This is a genomic window from Fibrobacter sp. UBA2449 (assembly GCF_002342555.1).
Classification (GTDB): domain Bacteria; phylum Fibrobacterota; class Fibrobacteria; order Fibrobacterales; family Fibrobacteraceae; genus Fibrobacter.
In genome coordinates, this window is sequence record NZ_DDQF01000019.1 from 99002 (window position 1) to 121879 (window position 22878).

A 22878-nucleotide genomic window follows, 5' to 3' on the forward strand; every position below is an offset into this window, starting at 1 on the left:
TAGATGAGAGTTGTTTAGCGGAAATTCGCCGTAAGAGTCGTCACTTCGCCCGGATTGAACGTGCGTGTAGCCTCTTGGTTGCCGTCGCTCCAGCCCGCGAATACCGAGCCCGACTTCGGAACCGCAGTCACCGTCACGGGAACATCCCTGAAGAAACTTGCCGCAATGCTCGACTGATCAAGCGGGAGGTTATGCACCCGTATTTCGCCCAAGCCCTGCACAGACAACGTTGTTTTCACCGTTTCACCAAGATTGAAGTACTGCTGCATTTCGCTCATAATCGTCTGCTGGCGGCTCTGCGCGAAACTCTTTATCTTCTCGAGATTCGTGCCGAAGGAGCCCGCGTTGTAGCCCCAGAATTCGGCATCGCGAGACATCTCGGACTGCACCTGGCTCTGGAGCACGTCAATCTGCTTCACGAGACGGTCCGCAGCGAAGTTCATCGAAAGGAGCACGCAGAATCGGTTGATGAACGCCTTCTTGAAGCCTTCGTTTCCGAGCAGGCGAATCATGAGAATCGTGTGTTCCGAGATGGAACCGCCCGACTGCTGACCACCCTGCTGGCCCATGCCCGGCATCATCATACCCATGCCGTTCGTACCGTTCGCATTGGTCACGTAGCTGAACACGTTACTGTTCTGCGTATTGTAGCCGGCGCCGAATCCGAAGTCCACATCGTACAGGAACCACTTCCACTTGCTCTTCTGGCTAGCCACACGCCATTTCTTCATGTTGTTGTGCGGCCAGTCGCCATTATTCACGAACATTTCCGCCGCCATGTAGTTCATGTAGTTTTCCACGTCGACCTGTTCGGCAATCTTGTTGTAGTTCGCTTCGCTTGTAAGCTCGTTGCCCTGCAACCAATCGACCATCGCCTTGTAATCGGTAGAAGAACCTGCCGAGGCATCGTTGTTCGCATCGAGAAGGTCGATATCGTTCGGGTCGAGCCCGTAGCGCGTTTCGTAGTAGTATTCGCTATTGCGTTCACGCAGGTCATGGATGCCGTAGTACTTGCCATTGTAGTACACTATCACATAGCGCCCGTGCTGGTAATCGACACCCAGGCCTTCCGTCATCTGGGTTCCGATGCGGTCGCGCACGTAGTCGTCACCGCTGTTGTTGCCAAAATTCCTGAGCGAGAATGCCTTGAACTTCTTGAGTTCCGGATAGTCCGGGAAAAGCGGGTATTTGAGGCGCTTATTGCCATATTCCTCGCGGAGCGTCACGGAGAAGGACTTCTTCTCCTTCGCGCGGCTGTACTGGCCCGAAATCTTGTAGTCGCCCATCACGCCGAACGCAGGTGTCTTCGGGGAGCCGGGTTCAAAGAGTTCCACGTACACGGGGAGTTCGCGGTTGCTCCAGAAATTCGCACCGTACTTCGGGTCCATCATGCTTGCGCTATTGCCCGTCATGTAGAGGCCGGAATCGGCGCTGAACATCGAAAGCGGGTCGGTCGTCACGAATATTGCGGCGAGGGACGGCTGCTGTTCGAACACGTAGGTACGGATAATCTCGTCGCTCGGGTAGCTGCCGTCGGCATAGGTACGGCAACGGAACACCGTCGTGGAAGAGACGTTCAGGGACTGCACCACGGGGGAACTTGCCGTAGCTTCGGCACCGCCCTGCTCGCAGCGCGTGCCCGCCGGGAACGACACCGAGACCGGAGAAGAATAGAAGCCCGAAGGCGGAATGTTCACCTCGCCGGACTCCGCCTGCACGGCAAACACTTCGCCAGTCGTGCTACCGTAAGGCGAAGGAGACGCAAATCCCCACTTGCCCGCAGCATCACGCGACCAGGAAGCCCCCGTCGGGACCGAGGAATAGCTTACAGAATCGAGAATGGCGTTGTTCTCGTCTACGAGGAAGAGCGCGCCCGAATTTTCGGCCTTGAAGGTTGTGTGCGGTTCGTGCCCGCGTTTGCGCGCGATATACGAGGTAATCTTGATCGTCGTGGATTCGCTGCCCGCAGTCTCGGTCGCAAACGTCGTTGCGGTAATGTTGTTGCGGTTGATCTCGCTCGCATTGTCGCTGAGCCTCACGTAGTACACCGCAGAGGAGTCGCCCGTACCGCGAAGATTCTTGCCGCTCCAGTCGCTCATCGCATCGCCTTCCTTGAAGTTCAGGCGAATCTTGTGGGTCTTGGTAATGAACCCGCGCACCACGAGCTGGTCGGCATTGCCCGGTTTAGAAGCCGCATTGACAACCACGCGCGTGTACGAGCCCTTGTTCGGGGAAACCTTCACCACGGCACCAACCTGGTTCACTCCGCCCTCGTTATAGCACAGGGCAGACTTGCCCGGCAAATTTTCCGCATTCGTAGTCGTTGTTCCAGCTCCGGCACCGCCACCGGGATTCATGCCACCACCGGGATTCATGCCGCCGCCCCAGTCACCCATGCCGGGGAATGCGCCGAACCCACCCGAAGATGACTCGGAACTGCAGTTGCTCCCTATCATGTTCACGGAATCGGAAGGTGCTATGTAGTCGGGATAGTTCTTACCCGAAAGGAACACGATCATGTGGCTCTTCGCGGGTATGGTCGCATTGCCAAACACCCAACGGCGCGGGAACTTCGCGTCATTACTGAGGGCCACTCCCTTGAGGCTCACCGGAGCGTCACTCGTGTTGTAGAGTTCGACCCAACCCGGGTCGTTGCCGTCGTTATCCTTGAAATTCGCATTCTCGGGCGAAACCTCGGAGAAAATCACCGGGAAATTGCCCACGTAGGTAAGCGGTGTATCGACCGCGACCATCTGCTGGTCTTCACCAGGTAGAGGACCATCGTGCGAACCATCGTCCTTCTTCGAAGAAGAAGAGGGAACAAGAGTCCCGTCGCCACCCTGCGAAAGCGGCAGTTCGCCCGCAGAACTCGTCAAGACGGGCTGGCCGTCCTCGCCAATAATTACCTCACCGCCGCTAGAAAGGCCATCGGCACCCAAATCGGGAGAAACCGGGTCCGTCCCGGAGTCGTCGGAGCATGCCACCACGCATGCCAAGCCAAAACACACCATGCACCAGAAAAATGACTTCCTGATATGCATACCCTAATTATACCCCCCAAAATGTCGTTTTTCAAGAAAAAACGCGGTTTACACGCGATTTCTCCATCGCAAAAACGGAACATTTCACCCCTTTCAGCACATCACGGGACTATTCGCCCCAAAAAAGGATATATTAGGAATATGAAGGTATTTTTTCTCCTCTTTTTGACACTCGCGGGCGCTTGCTCTTCGTGGGCAGAACCGCTGTTTATCGGCTACTATCCCGACTGGGGAAAGTGGCACAAGCCCGCATACACCGTAGACAAGGTCCCGTACGAAAAGCTGACTCACGTGCTGTGGAGCTTTATCACGCCGGATACGGACGGTTCGCTCAAGGGCGATGCCGCAGACGACCCGAGCGCTCTCGACAAAATGGTTACACTCGGGCATGCCGCAGGAACAAAGGTCATCGTATCGCTCGGCGGTGGCGGACAGAGCGAAAACTTCGTGCCCGTCGCATCGGACGACGCGCTCCGTCAAAAGTTCATCGCGAACCTCGTGAAGTTCGTCGCCGACCACAACCTGGACGGCCTCGACATGGACTGGGAATGGGAATACAATCCCGTGCCCGACGCCGACACCATCGCCTACAACAAGCTGCTCACGGAACTCCGCGCGGCACTCCCCGAAGGCAAAACGCTCTCGGCAGCGCTCCCCTGCTCGCAATACTACGGCAAATTCTTCACGCCCGAAGTCCTCGTGAAAAACCTGGACTGGTTCGGTTTCATGACCTACGACATCACCGGCGACTGGGATGAAAAGGCAATGTTCGATTCGCCGCTCTACCCGCACAACGGCTACACCACCTGGTCGTGGGAACAGACCCGCGACTACTGGAAAAAACGCGGCGTCCCCACCGAAAAGATGGTCTTCGGAATCCCCTCGTTCGGATTTGAATTCAAGGGCGCAACGGGCCCCGGCACCGATTTCACCAAGGGAACGGCAAAGCAGGTCCCGTACAAGGACATTGTCACGAATTCCGAATGGGAATTCTTTTTCGACAGCGTCTCCGTGTCACCTTACGGCGTATCTTCGACCGGCTACGTGACCTTTGAAGACCCGCATTCCTCCACCATCAAGAGCCGCTGGGTCAAGGATAACGGCTACGCGGGCATCATGGTGTGGGAAGTCTCGCACGACTACATCGAAGGTACAGGCAACCCGATTCTTGACAGCATCGCGGTAGTTTTGCGCGACGGTTCCACCGACGCAATTCCATACGCCCGAAAGGTCAAGGCCACACCGCAGCACCGCCAGCAAAACGCCACAGGCAAGCAGGTGGACGCTCTCGGCAAGAGCGTGAAAAGCAAACCGAAGTTTATCCGTATTTTCGAACCTTAAAAGACCCATTTTTTTACTTGACTTTACGCAAATTCTGTATTAGATTAATAACATCGGGTCTTTTCCCGAAAGGTGTGTGGATTATATGGTGAAAAAATATCTCGCGGGCGCCGCCCCCGTTATCACAACTGCGGCATTGGCAACAGGCATGCTTGCCGCAATGTCATTCGCGGCAGACCGTTCCGTTGCCCTAAACAAGAGCATCGAATCGCTCGAGCCCATGAAGGGCATCGTGTTCTGGCCCGACCAGGCAAAAGACCAGAAGGATTTGCAAAAATCCATTTCGCTCGAATTCTCGTACTGCCTCCCCTGCGCCGTAGTGAAGGGCAAGACCGACGACAAGATTGACTACGACTGGAGCAGTTTCGAAAAGATGCTCGACGATATCGCGAGCCGCGGGCACCAGGCTATCGTGCGGTTCCGCATCGAGTACCCGAGCGCAACCATCACGAACGCATCGGGCTGCACCGAGAAGGTGAAGGGCGCCACCGCAGTCCCCAACTACATCAAGGCGAACAAGTCCTACACCGAGACGTATTCCGAAGACCCGGGCGGCGACGGCCCCACCTACTATGCCGACTGGAGCAACAAGGAACTCCTGTGGTTCTACAAGCAGTTCTACACCGACTTTGCCACGAAATACGACAACGACCCGCGTATCGCATTCGTGCAGGCGGGTTTCGGGCACTGGGGCGAATATCATATCTACGGCACCAAGCTAAACTTTGGAGTCAACTTCGCCACCAAGGATTACCAGGCCGAATTCCTGACGCATCTTGATAGTTTGTTCAAAGAGACCCCATGGAGCATCTCCATCGATGCGGCAGACAACAACTACACACCCGTCGCAGGCAACAAGACCTTGCTCGGGCTCAATTTCGGGCTGTTCGACGATTCCTTCATGCACGCGGAACACGACATTTCGCAGGGCAACGGCGACAACGAGCGTAACTGGCGCGACCTGGGTACGGACCGCTGGAAAACCGCCCCCGGCGGAGGCGAAGTCAGCTACTACACCGAAAAGGACCAGCGCGAGTTCCTGAACCCGGCAGGCCTTTACGGAGTCACCTGGGAAGATGCCGCCGCCAAGTACCACATGACTTATGTAATCGGCAACGATGCGCCCGAAGGCAGTTACGCCACCAAGGAACGCGTGTACAAGGCCAGTTCCTATGCAGGCTACAAGTTCGAAATCACGGGCTACGCAATCAACAAGATTTCTGCCGCCGTGCGCGTAAAAAACATCGGCATCGCACCGCTTTACCACAACGCCTACGTGACCGTGAACGGCGTGCGTAGCGAAAAATCGCTCAAGGGCCTCCTCCCCGGCGAAGAAGCGACCTTCACCGTCGCGGGCCTCACAATCGGCGATAGCGAAACGCCCGAGCCCACCATCACCGGCGACAAGCTTTTGAAAGACGCGACCATCCCCTACAAGGCAAACCTCAGCGCAGACGCCGAAGTCATCGCGGGACTTATCGAGGAAGGCACCACCGCCATCGGGCGCGGCATCCGCGTAAACAGCGCCACCGAAGCTTCTAACAAATACGGCTGCGACAAAGTCCGCATGACCGACCTCAAGGGCCGTACGCAAGGCAACTCAAAAGAGTCGCCGAACAAAGCGTATTACAAAATTACGGGAAAATAGAGCTACCGCTTCGGGTTGTAGTTGTTCATCAAGACCATCGCCAGCGCTACACACAACATAATAACGCTACCGACAACGACCTGCTGCCGGTGGTCATAATCACGTTTGATGTATTTCGGGTCTTCTTCGTTCAACTCCTGAAGCGTAGGCCCCTGGGTAAGTTTCGTCGAGTCAATTCCGCAGATTTCTGCAATCTCTTCCTCGGTCATGTTCAACGTGCTCACGCCGAGGCTGTCGCACTTGTTCGGAACGTCTTCCGCAAGGGCAGGAAGCGCGAAAAACAGAACAAGCAAGACAGCGAACGCAAGACGCATTAAGGCACTATTCCTTCGCGAGCTTGTCGAGGATCTGGTTCACGAGGCCCGGGTTGGCCTTGCCGCCGGACTTGCGCATGGTCATACCGACCAAGAAGCCCTTCAGCGCAACCTTGCCCGCCTTGAATTCGGCGAACTGGGCGGCGTTTTCGGCACAGACAGCGCGGACCACTTCTTCGATGGCACCGGTGTCGGTCACCTGCACCAGGCCCTTTTCCTTCACGATAGCTTCAGGATCCTTGCCGGTTTCGAACATCTCGGCGAAGACCGTCTTTGCAATCTTTCCGTTGATGGTGTTGTCGGCAATGAGGTTCACGAGCTTGCAGAGGTCTTCGGGCTTGATCTTGAGGGCGCTGAGGCCACCTTCGAGCTCCTTCACCTTGGCGAGAAGTTCCGTGATGACCCAGTTGGCGAGCACCTTGCCGTTCTTGCAGTTCTTTGCGGCGGTGTCGTACCATTCGCTCACGTCGCGGTCTTCGGTCAGCACCATGGCGTCGTATTCGGAAACACCGAAGTCGTCCATGAAGCGCTTGCGGCGGGCATCCGGCAGTTCCGGAAGCGTGCGGCGGATTTCTTCCACGAAGGCAGGGTCGGTCACGAGGCGGACCATGTCCGGTTCCGGGAAGTACTTGTAGTCGTGGGCGTCTTCCTTGCTACGGATGACGATGGTCTTGTCCGCGTTGGGGTCATAGCGCTTGGTGCACTGTTCCACTTCCTTGCCGGCATCGAGGGTCGAGGCCTGCAGGTTCATTTCGCAGTACAGTGCCTTCTCGAGGTTAGTAAAACTGTTCAGGTTCTTGATTTCGGCGCGGATACCAAACGGGGCGTCTTCGCTCTTGCGGAGAGAAATATTGCCGTCGCAGCGCATGTTGCCGTTTTCCATGTTGGCGTTGGAAACACGGGTGTATTCCAGCGTCTGCTTGATCTTCTTGAGAACGAGCACGGCTTCTTCGGGGCTACGGATATCCGGTTCGGTCACGATTTCGCAAAGCGGAGTGCCACAGCGGTTCGCATCGAAGTGGGATTCGGTCGGGCTCATGTCGTGGATAAGCTTGCCGGCGTCTTCTTCCATGTGGATACGGGTAATGCCCACGCGCTTCTTGGTGCCGTCATCCTTGACGATTTCGAGCCAGCCGTTCTTGCAAATCGGGTGGTCGTACACCGGAAGTCCACCCGTCTGGGTAATCTGGTAGCCCTTCGGCAGGTCCGGGTAGAAGTAGTTCTTGCGGGTCCACATCGCGTTCAGGTCGATTTCGCAGTTCAGGGCTAGTCCTAAGCGAATGGCGTATTCCACCGCCTTCTTGTTCGGCACGGGCATGGCACCCGGCATACCGAGGCAAACGGGGCACACGTGCTTGTTCGGGGTCGTATTCACTTCGATTTCGCAGCCGCAGAACATCTTCGTCTTTGTTGCGAGCTGGCAATGGATTTCAAGACCGATAACAGGACAATAATTGGACATAAAAACTCCGTAATTTTACGGAGGGAAAGATAGCATTTTTTTTGCTAGACTTCGTCCAAAGTCACGACGAGGGCGTCGGTAAGGGTGCGGAAATTCGCACATTCAGTAAGGATGCAGTCGGCGCCGTTCACAAACGCCGTCGCAAGACGCAGCGACTCCGCTTCGGTAATCTTGTGGTTGGTGCGGGATGCCGCAGCAAACAGCTCGGCGGCCTTTACCGAAACCTCGGCATCTACCGGACACACCTTCACATTCTTGGAATGTTCAAAGAACTCGCGGTACTGGCGGGCAAGTACACCTTCGTTGGCACCAAACGCCTTCTGCGAAATTTCAAACAAAGTAATGGAAGAAACAAGAACCTGAACGTTCTTCTCGTACACCATGTCGAGCACGCCCGACACCGCCGGGTAGTAATCAGGGTGCATCTGCAACAGCCGGACCAGCGGGCCGGAATCCAGGAAAAGAACGCGGCTCTGTCCTATATCCCTTATCACTCGTAGATTTCCATGTAGGCGATGTCTTCGCGCATGCCGGCACGCACCATCTTGAAGCGTTCGGCCTTCGGGTAGTAATACCAGATCATCCACTCGCCCGCCATGTCTGTGCGTTTGGTCTTGATAGCGATGGGCTTTTCACCCTTGTAGAATTCGCGCTTGTGAGGAATCACGTGTTCGAACGGGCGGTAGGTATGCACGGTCTCCCCCGCCTTGCGTTCGATGAAGCCGTTTCCGCCCTTGCTCCAGGTGATGTAGACGGCGCCATTTTCATCCTTCATCTCTTCGCAGCTATCGAAACCACTGCCGCACCAGAAGAACTTCTTGTACTTGAACTGGACCTCAGGCATGTTGAACTTCGCAACCTTGCGGGTATTGCCCTTGTAGTTGTCGTAATCGCCTTCAAGCTTGTACTGCCCCGCATTATACTCGTTGCAGCCGCGCTGCGCGACCTTCACCTTGCGGCCCGTAACGGCGACATCCACGGTGCAGCCATCTTCCTGATATGCGAAGCGAGCGTTGCGGCCCGCCTCGCGAATTTCGAGGTTTCCCATCTCGATTTCAGCACGGTTGCCTTCCGGACCGTTCTGGATAACCACGTCGAACCGCTTGGGGTTGTTCGGGGACTTTTTCAGATAAACGCTACCCGTCGCGGAGGCGTACTCGCCACTCAGGTCGAGGGATTCCTGCTGGAACCGGGCAAGTTCCGCGCGGCGCACCCAGGCGCTTCCGTACTTGCACTCGATCGGGACGTACTTCGGCGGTTCGCTCGATTCCACCTCGACCCAGGTTTCCACCTTTTTCTTCTTGACCTTCGTCTTGACGCGTCCCTTCTTGTCCTTGACAGGGCGGCCCTTCTTGTCGGTCACCTCGACCGTTTCCTTGACCCAGGTGACCTTCTTTACTTTATCCTTGGGAATCGGGAGTTCCTTGATCCAGTCGGACTTGGAAAGTTCACCAACAGGAGCGGCCTCGTTGACCTCGTTTCTTACTTTCTTATAAACAGGAAGCGTTTCCTGCGCAAGCGCAAATGTTACGAACAAAGCGGTGGCAAAACAAATAATTCGTTTAAGACTAATCTTCATGGCACGAAAAATTAACTTTTTTTGTAAAAGTTGAGGTAAAATCTCCCATTTTCGGAAGCAATTCGTCCATTTGTCCATTGTTTTTTCTAAACTTTCGGCATATTAATTTACAAAGGAGAATTCCGAAGATGAAAAAGATGATCCTCGCTTCTTGCGTTCTGGCAGCAGCAGTCTTTGCCGCCCCGGAAGCAGCCCCCGAAGCAGCACCCGCTGTCGAAGCTCCCGTAGCCGAAGCTCCTGCAGCCGAAGCTCCCGCTGCCGAGGCCCCCGCCGCTGAAGCCGCTCCTGCAGCCGAAGCTCCCGCTGCCGAGGCCCCCGCCGCCGAAGTCGCTCCCGTAGCAGAAGCACCTGCCGCTGAAGCCGCTCCCGTAGCAGAAGCTCCCGCCGCTGAAGCACCGGCAACCGAAGCCGTCGCCGAAGCAGCCCCTGCCGAAGAACAGGTCGCAGCCGCCGACGAGCAGAAGCCCGCCAAGAAGAAAAAACGCCGCAAGAAAAAGAAAATGATCAAGAACGCCGTGCTCGAAACCCCGAAGCTCGCGTTCGATATCAATGCCGACTTTGAATTGGAAGCTGGCAAGGTCTTCTGGGCAAGCGAAGAAGACGAAATGAGGGACAACCTCGAAACGTGGAACGGCGAAGCCAACTTCGCAGTCCTCGCTGAAGGTGAAAACTTCAAGGGCAAGATTGCCGTAGCGTTCTACCCCGGTGACCTGAAGGACGAAGGATTCGCCGACAAGGACGCCAAGAAGAAAGCCTTCCGTAACGACGAGAACGGCAAGCTCGACGACTACTACTCCCTCGACGAAGCCTGGGCTTTCCAGGAAAACGACCTGATTAACTTCAAGGTCGGTCGCTGGGATAACACCGACAAGAACGGCGACTACTTCGGTGGCTACATCGACGGCTACCTGAACGGTTTCATGTCCACGCAGCCCTCCGAAAACCAGCTGCAGCTCGGCATCACCCCGTCCGAAACGATGGACCTGAACGTGTCCTTCATCAGCCAGTCGGCAAACCTCGACAAGGGTGACCTCCGTGCCGTATTCAACTTCCACAACCTCGAAAGCCTCAAGGACCTGAAGATCCAGCTCGGCTACCGTAGCAACATCTTCGACATGGTCTACGACGCCGACGCTACCGTAAAGCACAACGTGTCTCTCAAGTTCAACGTCCCGCTCTCCGAGAACTTCATCTCGCTCTTCGGTGAAGCGGCCCTCATGAACATCAGTGCCGACGACGACCTCGTCATCCCGCTGACCGGTGGTATCTCCATCGTCACGCCCATCGTTGACCGCATCATCGTTGAAGCCGAATACGTGGGCGACCGTCACGAGCACAAGGACTTCCAGAGCAAGTTCGCAGCCAAGCACGTGAAGGACGTTCTCGGGGCCATCTACCTCGAGAAGGCATTCACGGACCGCTTCAGCCTCTCCGCCGGCTTCCACAGCTACGGCAGCACGAGGGACTTCATGCTCTCCGGCAACCTCGTTGGCCGCATCAACTAAGTCCAAGCGCCTAGAATTCGAAAAGGGCCCGCCAATCGGCGGGTCCTTTCATTTAAGAGGTTTGGCGAGGGCCGGAGTTACAGCGCGGGGACGCAGGCGGTCTGCCGCTCGGTAAGGTTCTTCCAATAGCGTACGGGAAGGCAACGGCGCAACAGTTTCGGGTTCTCGCGTTCCTTGATGGCGATGGATTTGTAGTAATCCTGCCACAACTGAGTAAAGGAGTCGCTTCGGATGGCATCCGTCAAGGCGGTCGCATCGGGCAGGGTCACAACGCGACTTTCTCCCGTTCGGTCATGCAGAAGGGCATACTTCCGTCTCTCGTCGTAGATGACCCAGTTCTCATTGGAAAACCTGTTGCGGAAATGGGGCTCGATGAGGAGGAGGACATCATATTTCGGGTCGATTTTCGAGACGTAGAAGTTCCCGGGAGCTTTCGAAAAACGGACCATGCCGAGAAGCCCCCCAGCCTCGTGACGCACCGAATACGCAAGCTTGTATAGCGGGAGCATTTCCGTCGAAGCCACGTTCTTTGCAAAATTCGGATCGTCACCCGCAAACAGCTTGCGAAGGTATGCGAGAATCTTCATTTCGACCCCCGGTTCTTCCGAAAGGAACGCCGCATACAACAGGTTAAGCACGTCATCGCCCGCATAATTCACGACGGCGCGACGGAGGCGCGAAGCAGATTCGTCGTTCGTCTCCACACGGAAGTTCTGCTGAAACAGGTCCCCTGTCGCTCCCGTGTCGCGGTCAGGGACAAAGCTTTCCACATCCAGATGCTGGGAATAGATTTCAAAAACGGCGCTCAAGAAGCCATCAAACGAGGAATCGTAAGAAATACAAAGAGACATGGTGTTATCCTGCTGCTAGAAGGTGTGGCTTTGGCAAGGAGATCCCCGCCTTCGCGGGGATGACATTCGTGCTGGGGAATACAGATGGCAACGAGTTTGTTGTTGCGGGCGCGGAAGGCAACAGCAGAGGCGTGCTATCGAAGAGGTCGAGCTGCTGGGTCTTCGAGGGCGCAAGCAACAAGGGCCGGATCATCTCGGGATAGAACTGTCGCACTCCCGCGGGAATGTCGGGATGGTAGATGAAATATTTCGCACGCTTCAGCACCACTCCCATTTTCTTTAGCGTTTCGAGGCGTATCTTGCAATACCTGCGGCTCGAGACAATCAGCTGGGCGGATTTCACCCCGATTCCGGGAACACGCAGGATCATTTCGTAATCCGCCGTCTGCAAGTCGACCGGAAAGAATTCCGGATGACGCAACGCCCACCCCGCCTTCGGGTCAAGATTCAAGTCCAGGTTCGGATGCTTCGCATCCAAAATTTCGTCGTAATCGAACTTGTAGAATCGCATGAGCCAATCCGCCTGATAAAGCCGATGTTCCCGCAAGAGCGGCGGCTTCGTCGTAAGCGCGGGGAGGCGCTTGTCCGCATTTACCGGCACATAGCCCGAAAAGTATACGCGCTTGAGCCGCTGCTGCCTGTAGAACCCTGCTGACAGCGTGAGAATTTGAAAATCCGTTTCGCCGGAGGCCCCTACAATCATCTGCGTGCTTTGCCCCGCAGGCAAGAAGTTCGGTGTATACCTCCCCCGCGAACCCCCGTACTCAATCTTGCGTTCGGCAAAGTAGTTCATAGGGGCATAAACCGAAGCGTAATTCTTTTCAGGAGCAAGATAGGTAAGCGAACGCTCTGACGGGACCTCGATATTCACACTAGTGCGATCCGCATAAAGTCCCGCTTCGTGAAGCAGCTTTTCGGACGCTCCAGGAATACTCTTCAAATGAATGTAGCCGCCGAACCTGTGGACCGTCCGCAATTCCTTCACGACTTTCACAAGACGTTCCATCGTGGCATCGGGCGACCCCACCACCGCAGAACTCAGGAAGAGCCCCTCGATGTAATTGCGACGGTAAAATTCGAGAGTCAGGTCAATCACTTCCTTTGGCGTAAATGTCGCACGCGGAATATCGTTGCTGCGACGATTCGCACAGTAAGCGCAGTCGTATTTGCACGCATTCGAAAGCAGAATCTTCAAGAGCGAAATGCAGCGGCCATCGGAAGACCACGTGTGACAAATTCCCGCCGGACAAGCATCGCCAAGCCCCCTCGGAGGCGCAGATCGCCTGGAACCACTCGATGTGCACGAAACATCGTATTTCGCTGCAGCAGAAAGAATATTCAGTTTTTCGCGGACATCCATATCATACTCATCTTTTCACTTGAACTTTTGTGCAGTATAAATATAATATCTAGTGTACAAAAAAGCAAGTACTGAATAAAATTTTAAGCATTGATGCCGCAAAGAGGCGCCTCTATAGCTTTTCTTGGAATCTAGTTATAGACAAAACCTATTAGTAAGAAAAATATAAGCAAAATTCCTGTGTCTTCCGTTATTTCCCTATTGAAAAGGTAGGAATAAAATCCTAATTTACTCCACGTCGGGCGGAAACGCCGCCCAAGAACTTTAAAACCTAGAAACAGCAAGACGATAGTTTGCGAAGGCAGGATAGCTTATGAAATATCGAATGTGTACCCTAAGTGAGGCTCGCGGAGCTTAAATCCGCCAGGCTGGGCCCCGGCTTGAAATATAGGGGCACTATTTAACAGTCATCCTGCATGGGGATGACAAAACAGAAAAAAGGAATTTCACACATGACTACTCAGAACAAGCTCCACTTCGAAACTCTTCAGCTCCATGTTGGCCAGGAACAGGCAGACCCCGCAACCGATTCCCGCGCGGTTCCTATTTACCAGACCACCTCCTACGTTTTCCATAACGCACAGCACGCATCCGACCGTTTCCATCTGAAGGATGCAGGCAACATCTACGGCCGCCTCACCAACACCACGCAGGATGTTTTCGAGAAGCGCATTGCTGCCCTCGAAGGCGGTATCGCAGGTCTCGCCGTCGCTTCTGGCGCCGCAGCCCTCACCTACGCCATCACGGCTCTCGCCCGCAAGGGTGACCATGTGGTTGCCCAGCGCACCATCTACGGCGGTACCTACAACCTCTTGGAACACACGCTCCGTCCGTTCGGCATCGACACGACCTTCGTGAATACCCGTGACCTGAAGGAAGTCGAATCTTCCATCAAGGAAAACACGAAGCTCGTCCTTATCGAAACGCTCGGCAACCCGCACTCTGACATCCCGGATATCGAAGCGATTTCTGAAATCGCCCATAAGCACAAGATTCCGGTGCTCATCGACAATACTTTCGGCACTCCTTACCTGATCCGCCCGCTGGAACATGGCGCCGACATCGTGATCCATTCTGCCACGAAGTTCATCGGCGGTCACGGTACGACTCTCGGCGGCGTGATTGTGGACGGCGGCAAGTTCGACTGGGCTGCCAGCGGCAAGTTCCCGCAGTTTACCGAGACGAACCCGAGCTACGGCGTGCCCTTCACGGCCGCTGCCGGCGCCGCTGCCTACATCGTCTACATCCGCGCAATCCTCCTCCGTGACGAAGGCGCTGCGATTTCCCCGTTCAACGCCTTCCTGCTGCTGCAGGGTACGGAAACGCTCTCGCTCCGCCTCGACCGCCATGTAGAAAACACCAAGAAGGTTCTCGAGTTCCTCGTGAAGCACCCGAAGGTCGCGAAGGTCAACCACCCGAGTTTCAAGGACCATCCGGACCACAAGCTCTACGAACGCTACTTCCCGAACGGCGGCGGTTCCATCTTCACGTTCGACGTTAAAGGCGGCCAGGAAGAAGCCTTCAAGTTCATCGACAGCCTCAAGATTTTCAGCCTGCTCGCGAACGTCGCCGACGTGAAGAGCCTGGTGGTGCACCCCTACACGACGACTCACTCCGAACTCACTCCGGATGAACTCGCCGCCGCAGGCATCAGCCCCGCCACGATCCGCCTCTCCATCGGTACGGAACACTACGAGGATATCATCAACGACCTCGACCAGGCCTTGAACGCAATCTAAGGAATTATAGTATGTACGGACTTTACCTTAATTCTGTTCGATGTTGGCCCTGATAGTAGGCTTTTCATTCGGGCCGTCGACCGCGGCTTAACATCAACAAAATTTTAAACAAGATCCCCGCTCTGATGGCTACGCGCACTAGCGGGGATCACAAAAAAAAAGGAATTTCAAAATGTCTAAGATTTACACTTCTGCCGACCAGCTTGTTGGTCACACCCCCCTCCTCGAACTCACTCACGTCGAAGCTTCCAACAACCTCGAAGCCAAGATTCTCGCGAAGCTCGAGTACTTCAACCCCGCAGGTTCCGTGAAGGACCGTATCGCGAAGGCGATGCTCGACGATGCCGAGAAGAGCGGCAAGCTCAAGGCCGGCTCCGTCATCATCGAGCCGACTTCGGGTAACACCGGTATCGGTCTTGCTTCCGTCGCTGCCGCCCGCGGTTACCGCATCATCATCGTGATGCCCGAGACCATGAGCGTGGAACGTCGCCAGCTGATGAAGGCCTACGGTGCCGAACTCGTGCTGACCGAAGGCGCGAAGGGCATGAAGGGCGCTATCGCCAAGGCAGATGAACTCGCGAAGGAAATCCCGAACAGCTTCATTCCGGGCCAGTTCGTGAACCCCGCCAACCCGGCCGCCCACAGGGCCACTACCGGTCCCGAAATCTGGGAAGACACCGACGGTAAGGTCGATATCTTCGTGGCGGGCGTGGGTACTGGCGGTACCGTGACCGGCGTGGGCGAATTCCTCAAGAGCAAGAACCCGAACGTGAAGGTCGTGGCCGTGGAACCGGCCAGCTCTCCGGTGCTCAGCAAGGGCGTCGCGGGCTCCCACAAGATCCAGGGTATCGGTGCCGGGTTCGTGCCTGACACGCTCAACACCAAGGTCTACGACGAGATTATTGCTGTCGAGAACGAGGCTGCTTTCGAAGCCGGCCGCGAAATCGGCAAAAAAGAAGGCGTGCTCGTGGGTATCTCTTCCGGTGCTGCTCTCTGGGCTGCAAAGGAACTCGCGAAGCGTCCCGAAAACAAGGGCAAGACGATTGTCGCTCTCCTCCCGGATACCGGCGACCGCTACCTGTCTACGGCACTCTTCGCGGAATAAATCTAGAAGCCATCTCGGATAGGGCGCAAGGATTTCTGTCCTTGCGTCTTTTCTTTATTCGAAATTTTCAGTCGATGGTTAACGAGCCGCGGAATAATATTCCGCAATCTTCTTCACGAGGGAATCCATCGTCGTTTCGTCGGATGTGACCGTTTCAAAGCCGTGCTTGCGGGCGGCGGTTTCCGTCATGCGACCGATGCAGAACGAAAGGGACGGGCGTGCTTCCGCCATCTTGACAAAGTTCTCGACGGCGCTGGTGCTCGCGAATACGACGGCATCGGCGCCGGCAACGGCTTCGCGCTTCCATTCGGGAAGTTCTGTCACAGGGAGTGTCTCGTAAACGACCCAGCGGGTCGATTTCGGCAGGAGTTCCAACAGCGTATCGTCCGCGAGATTGCCTTGCAGGAGGAGAATGCGGGATTCATCGATTTCCCCCGCGGTCACCTTTGCCGCAAGCAACTTTCCAAGGCCTTCGCCGGTATGGTCTTCGGGCACGTAGTCGCAGCGGATGCCGTATTCGAGCAACTTCTTTTCGGTAATTTTGCCGACGTTCGCAATCTTCTTTCCGGCAAGGACGCGCACATCACAACCTGCGGCGAACAGCTGCCTGAAGAAACTTTCCACGCCGTTCGTGCTCGTGAAGGCGAGGATGTCGAAATTCGCGAGGGCATTGAAGTCTGCAGAGAAGATCCCCGTGATTCTATCGGGGCTTTGCCCCTCCAGAATGACAGCGGGGATGACAGATGAAGTCGCGGGGATGACATCCCTGGTTTCGATCATCGGGGTTTCGATGACTTCGGCGCCGAGGGCCGTGAGGCGTGCGGTAATCCCACTGGCCTGCTTTGCGGCACGGGTCACCACGAGGCGCTTGCCCGAAAGCGGCAAGTTCTTTTTCCACGCAAGCGTGTTCCCAAGTTCCACGACGCCACCCATAATCGTAATTGCGGGTGCCGTCACATTTTCGCGGGCAATCGTCTCCCCCGCCGTTTCGAGCGTCGCCATGACGGTGCGCTGGTACGGGGTCGTGCCCTTCTCGATAAAGGCGAGCGGGGTTTTCGGGTCCTTCCCGCATTCCATAAGGCGGCAGGCAATGAAATCCATGTTGGCGATGCCCATCAGGAATATGAGCGTGCCGGGGCACTTCGCGAGAGTCTCGAAGTCAAGGGAAAGGGGATCGCCCGACTCCGCCTTTTCATGGCCGGTAATGATATGGAAGCTCGTCGCAATCCCGCGATGACTTACAGGTATGCCCGCATACGCAGGCACGGAGATTGCAGACGTGATGCCCGGGACCACCTCGAATTCGACGCCAGCGGCAACCAATTCCAAGGCCTCCTCGCCGCCGCGCCCGAACACGAACGGGTCGCCGCCCTTGAGGCGCGCTATCACACCGCCGGGAACTTCCCCTGCGAACTGCACCAGAAGCTTATTGATTTCGGACTGTTTGACCTTGTGGTGCGTCGGCATCTTGCCCACGTCTACCATCTTGGCCTTCGGATTGCAGAACCCGAGAATCGCAGGCGAAACGAGTCGGTCATAGACCACCACGTCGGCCTTTTCCAGAATTTCCTTGCCACGGAGCGTCAAGAGCCCCGGATCGCCGGGACCTGCACCAATCAAGTAAACCTTTCCAGCAACGCTCATTACAAACCTTCAATAAACTACAACTGTTCGCGAATCTTGCCCGCAAGCGCAACACCCGCCTCGCGAGCCTGCATCACAGCATTTTCAAACGATTCGCCCACACCGGATTCAAGCGCACCAAACTGCACGCCATGTTCCGCACGGAGCAAGCGCTGTGAAGATTCGTCCCAGTAGATGCCGTGGATTTTCATAATCTGCTGGCAGCCTTCCGCCCCGCTATAAATTTGCGAATCATTCGCAAATTCACCTTTCCCTGCGGGAGAAACGAATTCGGCAAAACTCGCCACCGGGAACTGGCAACCCGCATTGAGCGCCTTGAGGAAGGCCATCTCGGCAACTGCGATACAATAGGTGGGAGCGTCGTTCACGCGGGAAAGAATGGTCTGGATTCTATCGGTCGCAAGGCTCCCTCCAGAATGACAATCGGCCAAAGTTTCAATCGCGAGGATTCCCTGGCCAGATGCAGGCAAAACTTTATCGGTATCGAAGTATTCCGTCACCTGGTCTGCAAGGCCCATGCGCTTGAGGCCTGCAGCCGCAAGCACGACGCCGTCGAGTTCATCAAGTTTCGAGAGGCGCGTCTGGATATTCCCACGGATGGGCACGAATTCCAAGTCCGGACGGAGCGCCTTGAGCTGCACCACCCTGCGGATGCTGCCCGTACCGACGCGGGCACCCGAAGGCAGGTCCATAAAGTGCACGCCGCCTGCACCACCGCGGGCAATAAACGCATCGCGCGGGTCCTCGCGTTTGAGGACTGCGGCCAGCCTGAATTCCGGCAAGACTTCTGCCGGCATGTCCTTGAGGCTGTGGACCGCAATATCGGCGCGATCTTCGAGCAGCGCGACTTCGAGTTCTTTGATGAACACACCCTTGCCACCGAAGCTCGCAAGGGACTTGTCGAGCCTTCGGTCGCCCTCGGTCGTCATCGTCACGAGTTCGTACGTGAGGCCCGGGTTCGCCGACACGAGGGCGTTGGCGGCAAGCGTAGTCTGCGCCACGGCAAGGGCGCTCTTGCGCGTCGCAATCCGCAGCGGGCGCACATCTCCGCCCAGCGAAAAAATGGCATTATTCATCGCAGGCCTCCAGACACTTGAGGAACACCTTCACGTCTTCGGGCGAATTGCCCGCCTTTACCTTGTACAGGTAATCGTTCGCCATCTTCTTCGCAAAGCGTTCGTACATCATGCGGATGCGTTCGCGTTCATTTTCCGGCAAGTCGGGCATCGAGCGCAACAGCTTTTCGGATTCCTCGTTCGCGGTTGCAACCATCCTGTCGGCATGCACGCGGATATCCTTCGAAACCTCGTCCATGCGGTACCACTGCAAGAACTCGTCCAGGCCTTCCTTCAAGATCTTCTGCGCGGCCTCGAGTTCCACCATGCGCAGGCGGCGGTTCTCCGAAACAATCTTTTCGAGGTCATCGACGCACACGTACTGCACGCCGGGAATTTCGCCAATGGAGGCTTCCGCATTGCGCGGGCTACCGAGGTCAATAATCAAGCGTTTCCGTCGGTCGGTCACTTCGGCTGGTTCGGCAGGCTCACCAACCAACTCAGTGACCTTCTCGAATTCATCCTTCGTGATAAGGGGTTCCTGGCAGATGCTGCACAGTACGACAACATCGCACTTGCCCAGCACCTTGTAGCGGTCCTCGAGCTTCACGGGGGTGAGCACGTCTGCAAACTTTTCGGCATTTGCGAAAGTTCTGCTGCTCGCAAAGATATTCGTGGTGTATTCCTGCACGTACTTGAGCATCAGGGAACCCATCTCGCCTAGGCCCACGATATACACGGAGCGGTTTTCGAGGTCATCGAACGTGCGCTGCACCTGCTTCATCGCCAAAAACGGGATGTTGCAACTGAGCTTGCTCAGGTTTGTCTCCGTCTTGATGCGTTTGGTGGTGTGGATTGCCCCCTGGAATAACTTGTTGAGGCTGTTCCCCGTCGCATGCAGGTTGTGCGCCGTCTCGTAGGCACGGCCAATCTGGTGCAGAATCTGGTCCTCGCCCACGGCCACGGAATCGAGCCCAGCAGACACGTTCATCACATGATGCGCAACGTCGTCACCCGTCTTAAAGTAAAAAAACTTCGCAAAATCCTCGAACCTTTGCCCCGCAAGCTTGCACACGTACTGCACGAGTTCCGCCTCGGCAATATCCCTGTCCGATGCCACGTAGACTTCGGTACGGTTGCACGTCGCAAGAATCAGGAGTTCGTCAAACGGAGAATGGCCGAGCGCTTCCGTCTTCACATCCATCGGGATGTAGAACTTCTCGCGGACTGCGATTTCAGCCACCTTGTGGCTCATGCCTGCCATGTAGATTTTGCGCATGGTACAAAGATAGAAAAAGAAATCCCTGCACAAAGGCAGGGACAACAAATTACTGCAGTTGCCGCAAAACTATACGGCGTCAAGCACTAGGAATTACTGGCACGAATTATAGCGGCCGACGAACTGTATGAAGAAATCTTGCGGGGAACCAACTTCATCATTAAATTCCAACGTGACGGCTGCTACCTTTTTTAATGCTTCTGCGCGATCAATTTTTTTGCCCCAACCGCCCTGTTTGAAATTGTCCCATGGAATATTTACAACAGACATTTCAGACGTCTTGGGCAACTTGTAGTTGAAATTATCATAATCAACTACGACTGCCTCATTCTCGACAGGAATCTCTAAATAAAAGTCTACCGTAGACTTGTAAACAATACAGAGACCATCCCAATCTGTAACATCAGCGCCCTTTCGGGCTCCCACGATATAATACCCATCATTTAGAGACTTATTATGTCCTGTATTTACCCAACTATATGTCCAAGCCCCCTTAATCTCTTGTTTAAGCCCGCACCACATGTCGCCACAAGCGATAGACCCAGAAGAGGAAGAAGACGAACTATAGTCCACACCACGTACTTCTACAGTCGGACACGAAATCGTTCCCCCAAAAATCGGATTCGACAAACCAACTTCTACTCCCACAATTACGCTGGAATAGGGTCCACCAACCGTAATTTTTCCACTAAACTCGTGAGAAAACCGCATTGACATGTATGGAGTCTCATCTAAATAAAGCCCAGCATCCATGTTCCCCGGAAAGGACGAATCCAATCTTGGACTGATTATATAACCATCATTACAGCCGTCAACCTTCCAATAAATTTTGCTTAGGATCCATCGTTCAATTCGGCATCGATCCACTGAAAACGCCGTTCCATCCAGTCCAGCATGACCGAAATGGCCTCTGCATAGTCCTCGTAGGGCTCCTTGAGCGCCCAGTTCTCGGTATTGCTCATTATCGGCCAACGCCGGTATTCGTTCTTGACGGCCTTTTCGATGATGGCCCTATACAGGGGGACGCTGTCGGCCAGGGCGTGGATTGTCTCGCGGTGTTCCATCCAATACAGCCTCGCCTCCTCTTTCACTTCCGGGCTCCGGAACATGGAACCGAACCACCTGTATTTCCGGATGTACCAACCGTCGAAGCCGCGGTTCCGCTCGTAGGATTCGTTGCCGAAAGATATATCGAAATCCCAAATCGGGCCAAAATGAATCTTGCCGCCCTTCTGCCATGTCATGAAAATGCTTCTGCCAAAATTGGCATCCTCGTTCTTCGAGAATTCCTGGACCCAGTAATAGGGCATAAAATCGTCCATATCCACCCATTCCGCGACAGCACCGCTATCTATGGTGCAGGCCCGCTGCAGGCAGCGTTCAAAGTCACACAGGTGCGTTCGCAAAAGCTCCATCGACTCCTGCGACACATTCTTGGGAGACCTCACGTGGAACGGTTCTCCCGTGCACGAACGAAAGAACGGTGAATCTATCTTCTTTTCGCCTTCCTTCTCGAAAAGGAACGAGGTGTCGTTTTCCGCGATGTTCACGCGTTCCTTCGCGACCTTGACCGATTCCATGAGGAGGTAGAGCCCCATATACCTGCGGTTCAAGTAAAGTTCCACAAAGCGGCAGCGCGGCGTGTACGGCATGCCCAACCATTCCGAAAGACGCGTTGCCATATAGTTTCGCAGGTGCGCCTTGTCGCCATAGTTGGCCACAAGCACCCAGTCACGACTTGCGGGCATTCCAAGAAAGGCGAGTTTATCCTTAAATTCCAGTTTCAGGCCGTACTTGGGCATCTTGAAACTCGAATTGCCACGACCATGGACTGTCAGCTCCAGGACTTCGCTTTCGGGGCCCGACTCCCCATAAATTTGAAGAAGCGAAGGATGGATTGTTTCCCGGTCGCGAATGCCCGAGAAATTCTCGGTTTCGATGACAATACGTGGCAAGTCCGCATAGGGATATTCGGAATCGTCGAGCGGCAAATAGTCGGGAGACGGGTCGGTCGTCTCGTTCTGGCATCCGACCACACAACAGCCAAAGCACAGAAGCACCGCAACTGCAACCGGCAATATGCACTGTCGAAAATGTTCACGCATCCTGCATCTAAAATAACAATTTTTATCTTTCTCCCCATGAAACCGGCAATCGCATGCACCTTGTTTTTGTTCGCCGTGGCGGCACACGCCACCGAAGTCCTGCATCCGATTCTGCCGCCCGCAAGCAGCCTCAGCATCCAGGGAACCGAGGAACTGGACGAAGACGTCTACAGCACAGACATGGCAGTCTCGCTGGAATACGCCCCGCTTTCGCGTATCAGCCTTTATGTCGACGGCTCCTTCCGTTTCATGAGCTACAGCTACGAGTATTCGACCGAAGGGTATCTCCACAACTACTGCAACCTGCACGTGAACGGATTCAACGAGACGTATGCGGGAATCCGCGGGATCCTGTATAAAAACATCGGGCTCGATCTGGGCTGGAGATTCCCGCCCGGCGAAGGATCGCAAAAGAACCGGTTCCACCGCCTCAACGTCGAACCGTTCACTTACCTGCAATTTTCAAGGCACCTCGTTTTAGGCACCTCCCTGCGCTACAACATGTTCCTCGAAGACAAGAACTACATGCCGGGCGATGAAATCGGCATCAAGGCGTCCTTCGTGTGGAAACTCGGCTGGAACGACTCTCTCCATACAGGTTGGAAATTTAGCGAGGTATTCCTCTACCAGGCGCGCATCACGGATTCCGAGAACAGAAACCTCGACAAGCGCTTCCGCAAGATGGACGACAAATACCGGGGTTATAAAATGAAATTCGATGCCACCCGCTTCTTCAGAATCTACGGGCTACCGGTCGGCATCGGTTTCAACTACGAAATCCACGACGGGACCCTCTTCGGATTCGAGACGGGACACCGCGTGGGAATATACCTGCAGGCCACCCCTTAGG

General features: G+C 55.3%; 18 protein-coding genes. 6 read left to right on the forward strand and 12 right to left on the reverse strand.

What is annotated here, in order from left to right; translation table 11 throughout:
* Nucleotides 1-14: 14 nt before the first annotated feature.
* On the reverse strand, nt 15-3041 hold the full coding sequence (locus tag B4B27_RS11875) for a CotH kinase family protein (protein WP_290726792.1): 3027 nt from the start codon (nt 3039-3041) through the stop codon (nt 15-17).
* Nucleotides 3042-3182: 141 nt separating this feature from the next.
* On the opposite strand from B4B27_RS11875, the gene B4B27_RS11880 reads away from it, so the two are divergent.
* Together B4B27_RS11880 and B4B27_RS11885 are read left to right on the forward strand one after the other, a co-directional pair.
* Nucleotides 3183-4382, forward strand: coding sequence for a glycoside hydrolase family 18 protein (locus B4B27_RS11880; RefSeq protein ID WP_290726795.1), 1200 nt, complete (start codon nt 3183-3185; stop codon nt 4380-4382).
* An 85-nt stretch (nt 4383-4467) separates the two neighbouring features.
* Nucleotides 4468-6030 (forward strand): hypothetical protein, encoded by a 1563-nt coding sequence (locus tag B4B27_RS11885; RefSeq protein WP_290726798.1) that lies wholly within the window; start codon nt 4468-4470, stop codon nt 6028-6030.
* A gap of 2 nt (nt 6031-6032) precedes the next feature.
* Here B4B27_RS11885 and B4B27_RS11890 read toward each other — a convergent pair whose 3' ends face one another.
* Genes B4B27_RS11890 through B4B27_RS11905 form a run of 4 tightly spaced genes read right to left on the reverse strand, consistent with a single transcriptional unit; the run spans nt 6033 to nt 9385 of the window.
* Nucleotides 6033-6344: a hypothetical protein gene (locus tag B4B27_RS11890; protein ID WP_290726800.1), complete on the reverse strand. Its 312-nt coding sequence runs from the start codon at nt 6342-6344 to the stop codon at nt 6033-6035.
* 7 nt (nt 6345-6351) lie between these two features.
* Nucleotides 6352-7806, reverse strand: coding sequence for an Asp-tRNA(Asn)/Glu-tRNA(Gln) amidotransferase subunit GatB (gene gatB / locus B4B27_RS11895; protein ID WP_290726803.1), 1455 nt, complete (start codon nt 7804-7806; stop codon nt 6352-6354).
* 44 nt (nt 7807-7850) lie between these two features.
* Nucleotides 7851-8300, reverse strand: coding sequence for a type II toxin-antitoxin system VapC family toxin (locus B4B27_RS11900; RefSeq protein WP_290726807.1), 450 nt, complete (start codon nt 8298-8300; stop codon nt 7851-7853).
* Nucleotides 8297-9385: a hypothetical protein gene (locus tag B4B27_RS11905; RefSeq protein ID WP_290726809.1), complete on the reverse strand. Its 1089-nt coding sequence runs from the start codon at nt 9383-9385 to the stop codon at nt 8297-8299. Before B4B27_RS11905 ends, B4B27_RS11900 begins: the two co-directional genes overlap by 4 nt.
* Before the next feature lie 128 nt (nt 9386-9513).
* Between B4B27_RS11905 and B4B27_RS11910 the strand changes: the two genes are divergently transcribed.
* Nucleotides 9514-10890: a hypothetical protein gene (locus B4B27_RS11910; RefSeq protein ID WP_290726812.1), complete on the forward strand. Its 1377-nt coding sequence runs from the start codon at nt 9514-9516 to the stop codon at nt 10888-10890.
* Nucleotides 10891-10967: 77 nt separating this feature from the next.
* Here B4B27_RS11910 and B4B27_RS11915 read toward each other — a convergent pair whose 3' ends face one another.
* A complete protein-coding gene (locus B4B27_RS11915; protein WP_290726815.1) occupies nt 10968-11741 on the reverse strand; it encodes a TIGR03915 family putative DNA repair protein in 774 nt (257 codons plus the stop codon).
* A 4-nt stretch (nt 11742-11745) separates the two neighbouring features.
* The gene (locus tag B4B27_RS11920) at nt 11746-13101 is read right to left on the reverse strand and encodes a putative DNA modification/repair radical SAM protein (protein WP_290726818.1); all 1356 of its coding nucleotides are present in this window, start codon (nt 13099-13101) and stop codon (nt 11746-11748) included.
* A 452-nt stretch (nt 13102-13553) separates the two neighbouring features.
* Here B4B27_RS11920 and B4B27_RS11925 point away from each other — a divergent pair, with 452 nt between their 5' ends.
* Nucleotides 13554-14840, forward strand: coding sequence for an O-acetylhomoserine aminocarboxypropyltransferase/cysteine synthase family protein (locus B4B27_RS11925; protein WP_290726821.1), 1287 nt, complete (start codon nt 13554-13556; stop codon nt 14838-14840).
* Between the two features lie 172 nt (nt 14841-15012).
* On the forward strand, nt 15013-15945 hold the full coding sequence (gene cysK / locus B4B27_RS11930; protein ID WP_072808735.1) for a cysteine synthase A: 933 nt from the start codon (nt 15013-15015) through the stop codon (nt 15943-15945).
* A 78-nt stretch (nt 15946-16023) separates the two neighbouring features.
* Here the strand turns inward: cysK and cobA are convergent, their stop codons facing one another.
* The 5 genes from cobA to B4B27_RS11955 all read right to left on the reverse strand — a co-directional run bounded on the left by cobA (nt 16024) and on the right by B4B27_RS11955 (nt 22028).
* A complete protein-coding gene (gene cobA, locus B4B27_RS11935) occupies nt 16024-17589 on the reverse strand; it encodes a uroporphyrinogen-III C-methyltransferase (protein ID WP_290726827.1) in 1566 nt (521 codons plus the stop codon).
* 17 nt (nt 17590-17606) lie between these two features.
* Entirely contained in the window at nt 17607-18665 is a 1059-nt protein-coding gene (gene hemC, locus B4B27_RS11940) for a hydroxymethylbilane synthase (RefSeq protein ID WP_290726830.1), read from the reverse strand.
* Nucleotides 18658-19923 (reverse strand): glutamyl-tRNA reductase, encoded by a 1266-nt coding sequence (hemA, locus tag B4B27_RS11945; protein WP_290726832.1) that lies wholly within the window; start codon nt 19921-19923, stop codon nt 18658-18660. The genes hemC and hemA overlap by 8 nt, the downstream gene beginning before the upstream one ends.
* 93 nt (nt 19924-20016) lie before the next feature.
* A complete protein-coding gene (locus B4B27_RS11950; protein ID WP_290726834.1) occupies nt 20017-20676 on the reverse strand; it encodes a hypothetical protein in 660 nt (219 codons plus the stop codon).
* A gap of 80 nt (nt 20677-20756) precedes the next feature.
* Nucleotides 20757-22028, reverse strand: a complete 1272-nt coding sequence (locus tag B4B27_RS11955) for a CotH kinase family protein (protein ID WP_290726836.1) — start codon at nt 22026-22028, stop codon at nt 20757-20759.
* A 36-nt stretch (nt 22029-22064) separates the two neighbouring features.
* On the opposite strand from B4B27_RS11955, the gene B4B27_RS11960 reads away from it, so the two are divergent.
* On the forward strand, nt 22065-22877 hold the full coding sequence (locus B4B27_RS11960) for a hypothetical protein (protein WP_290726838.1): 813 nt from the start codon (nt 22065-22067) through the stop codon (nt 22875-22877).
* The last annotated feature ends 1 nt before the right edge of the window (nt 22878 follow it).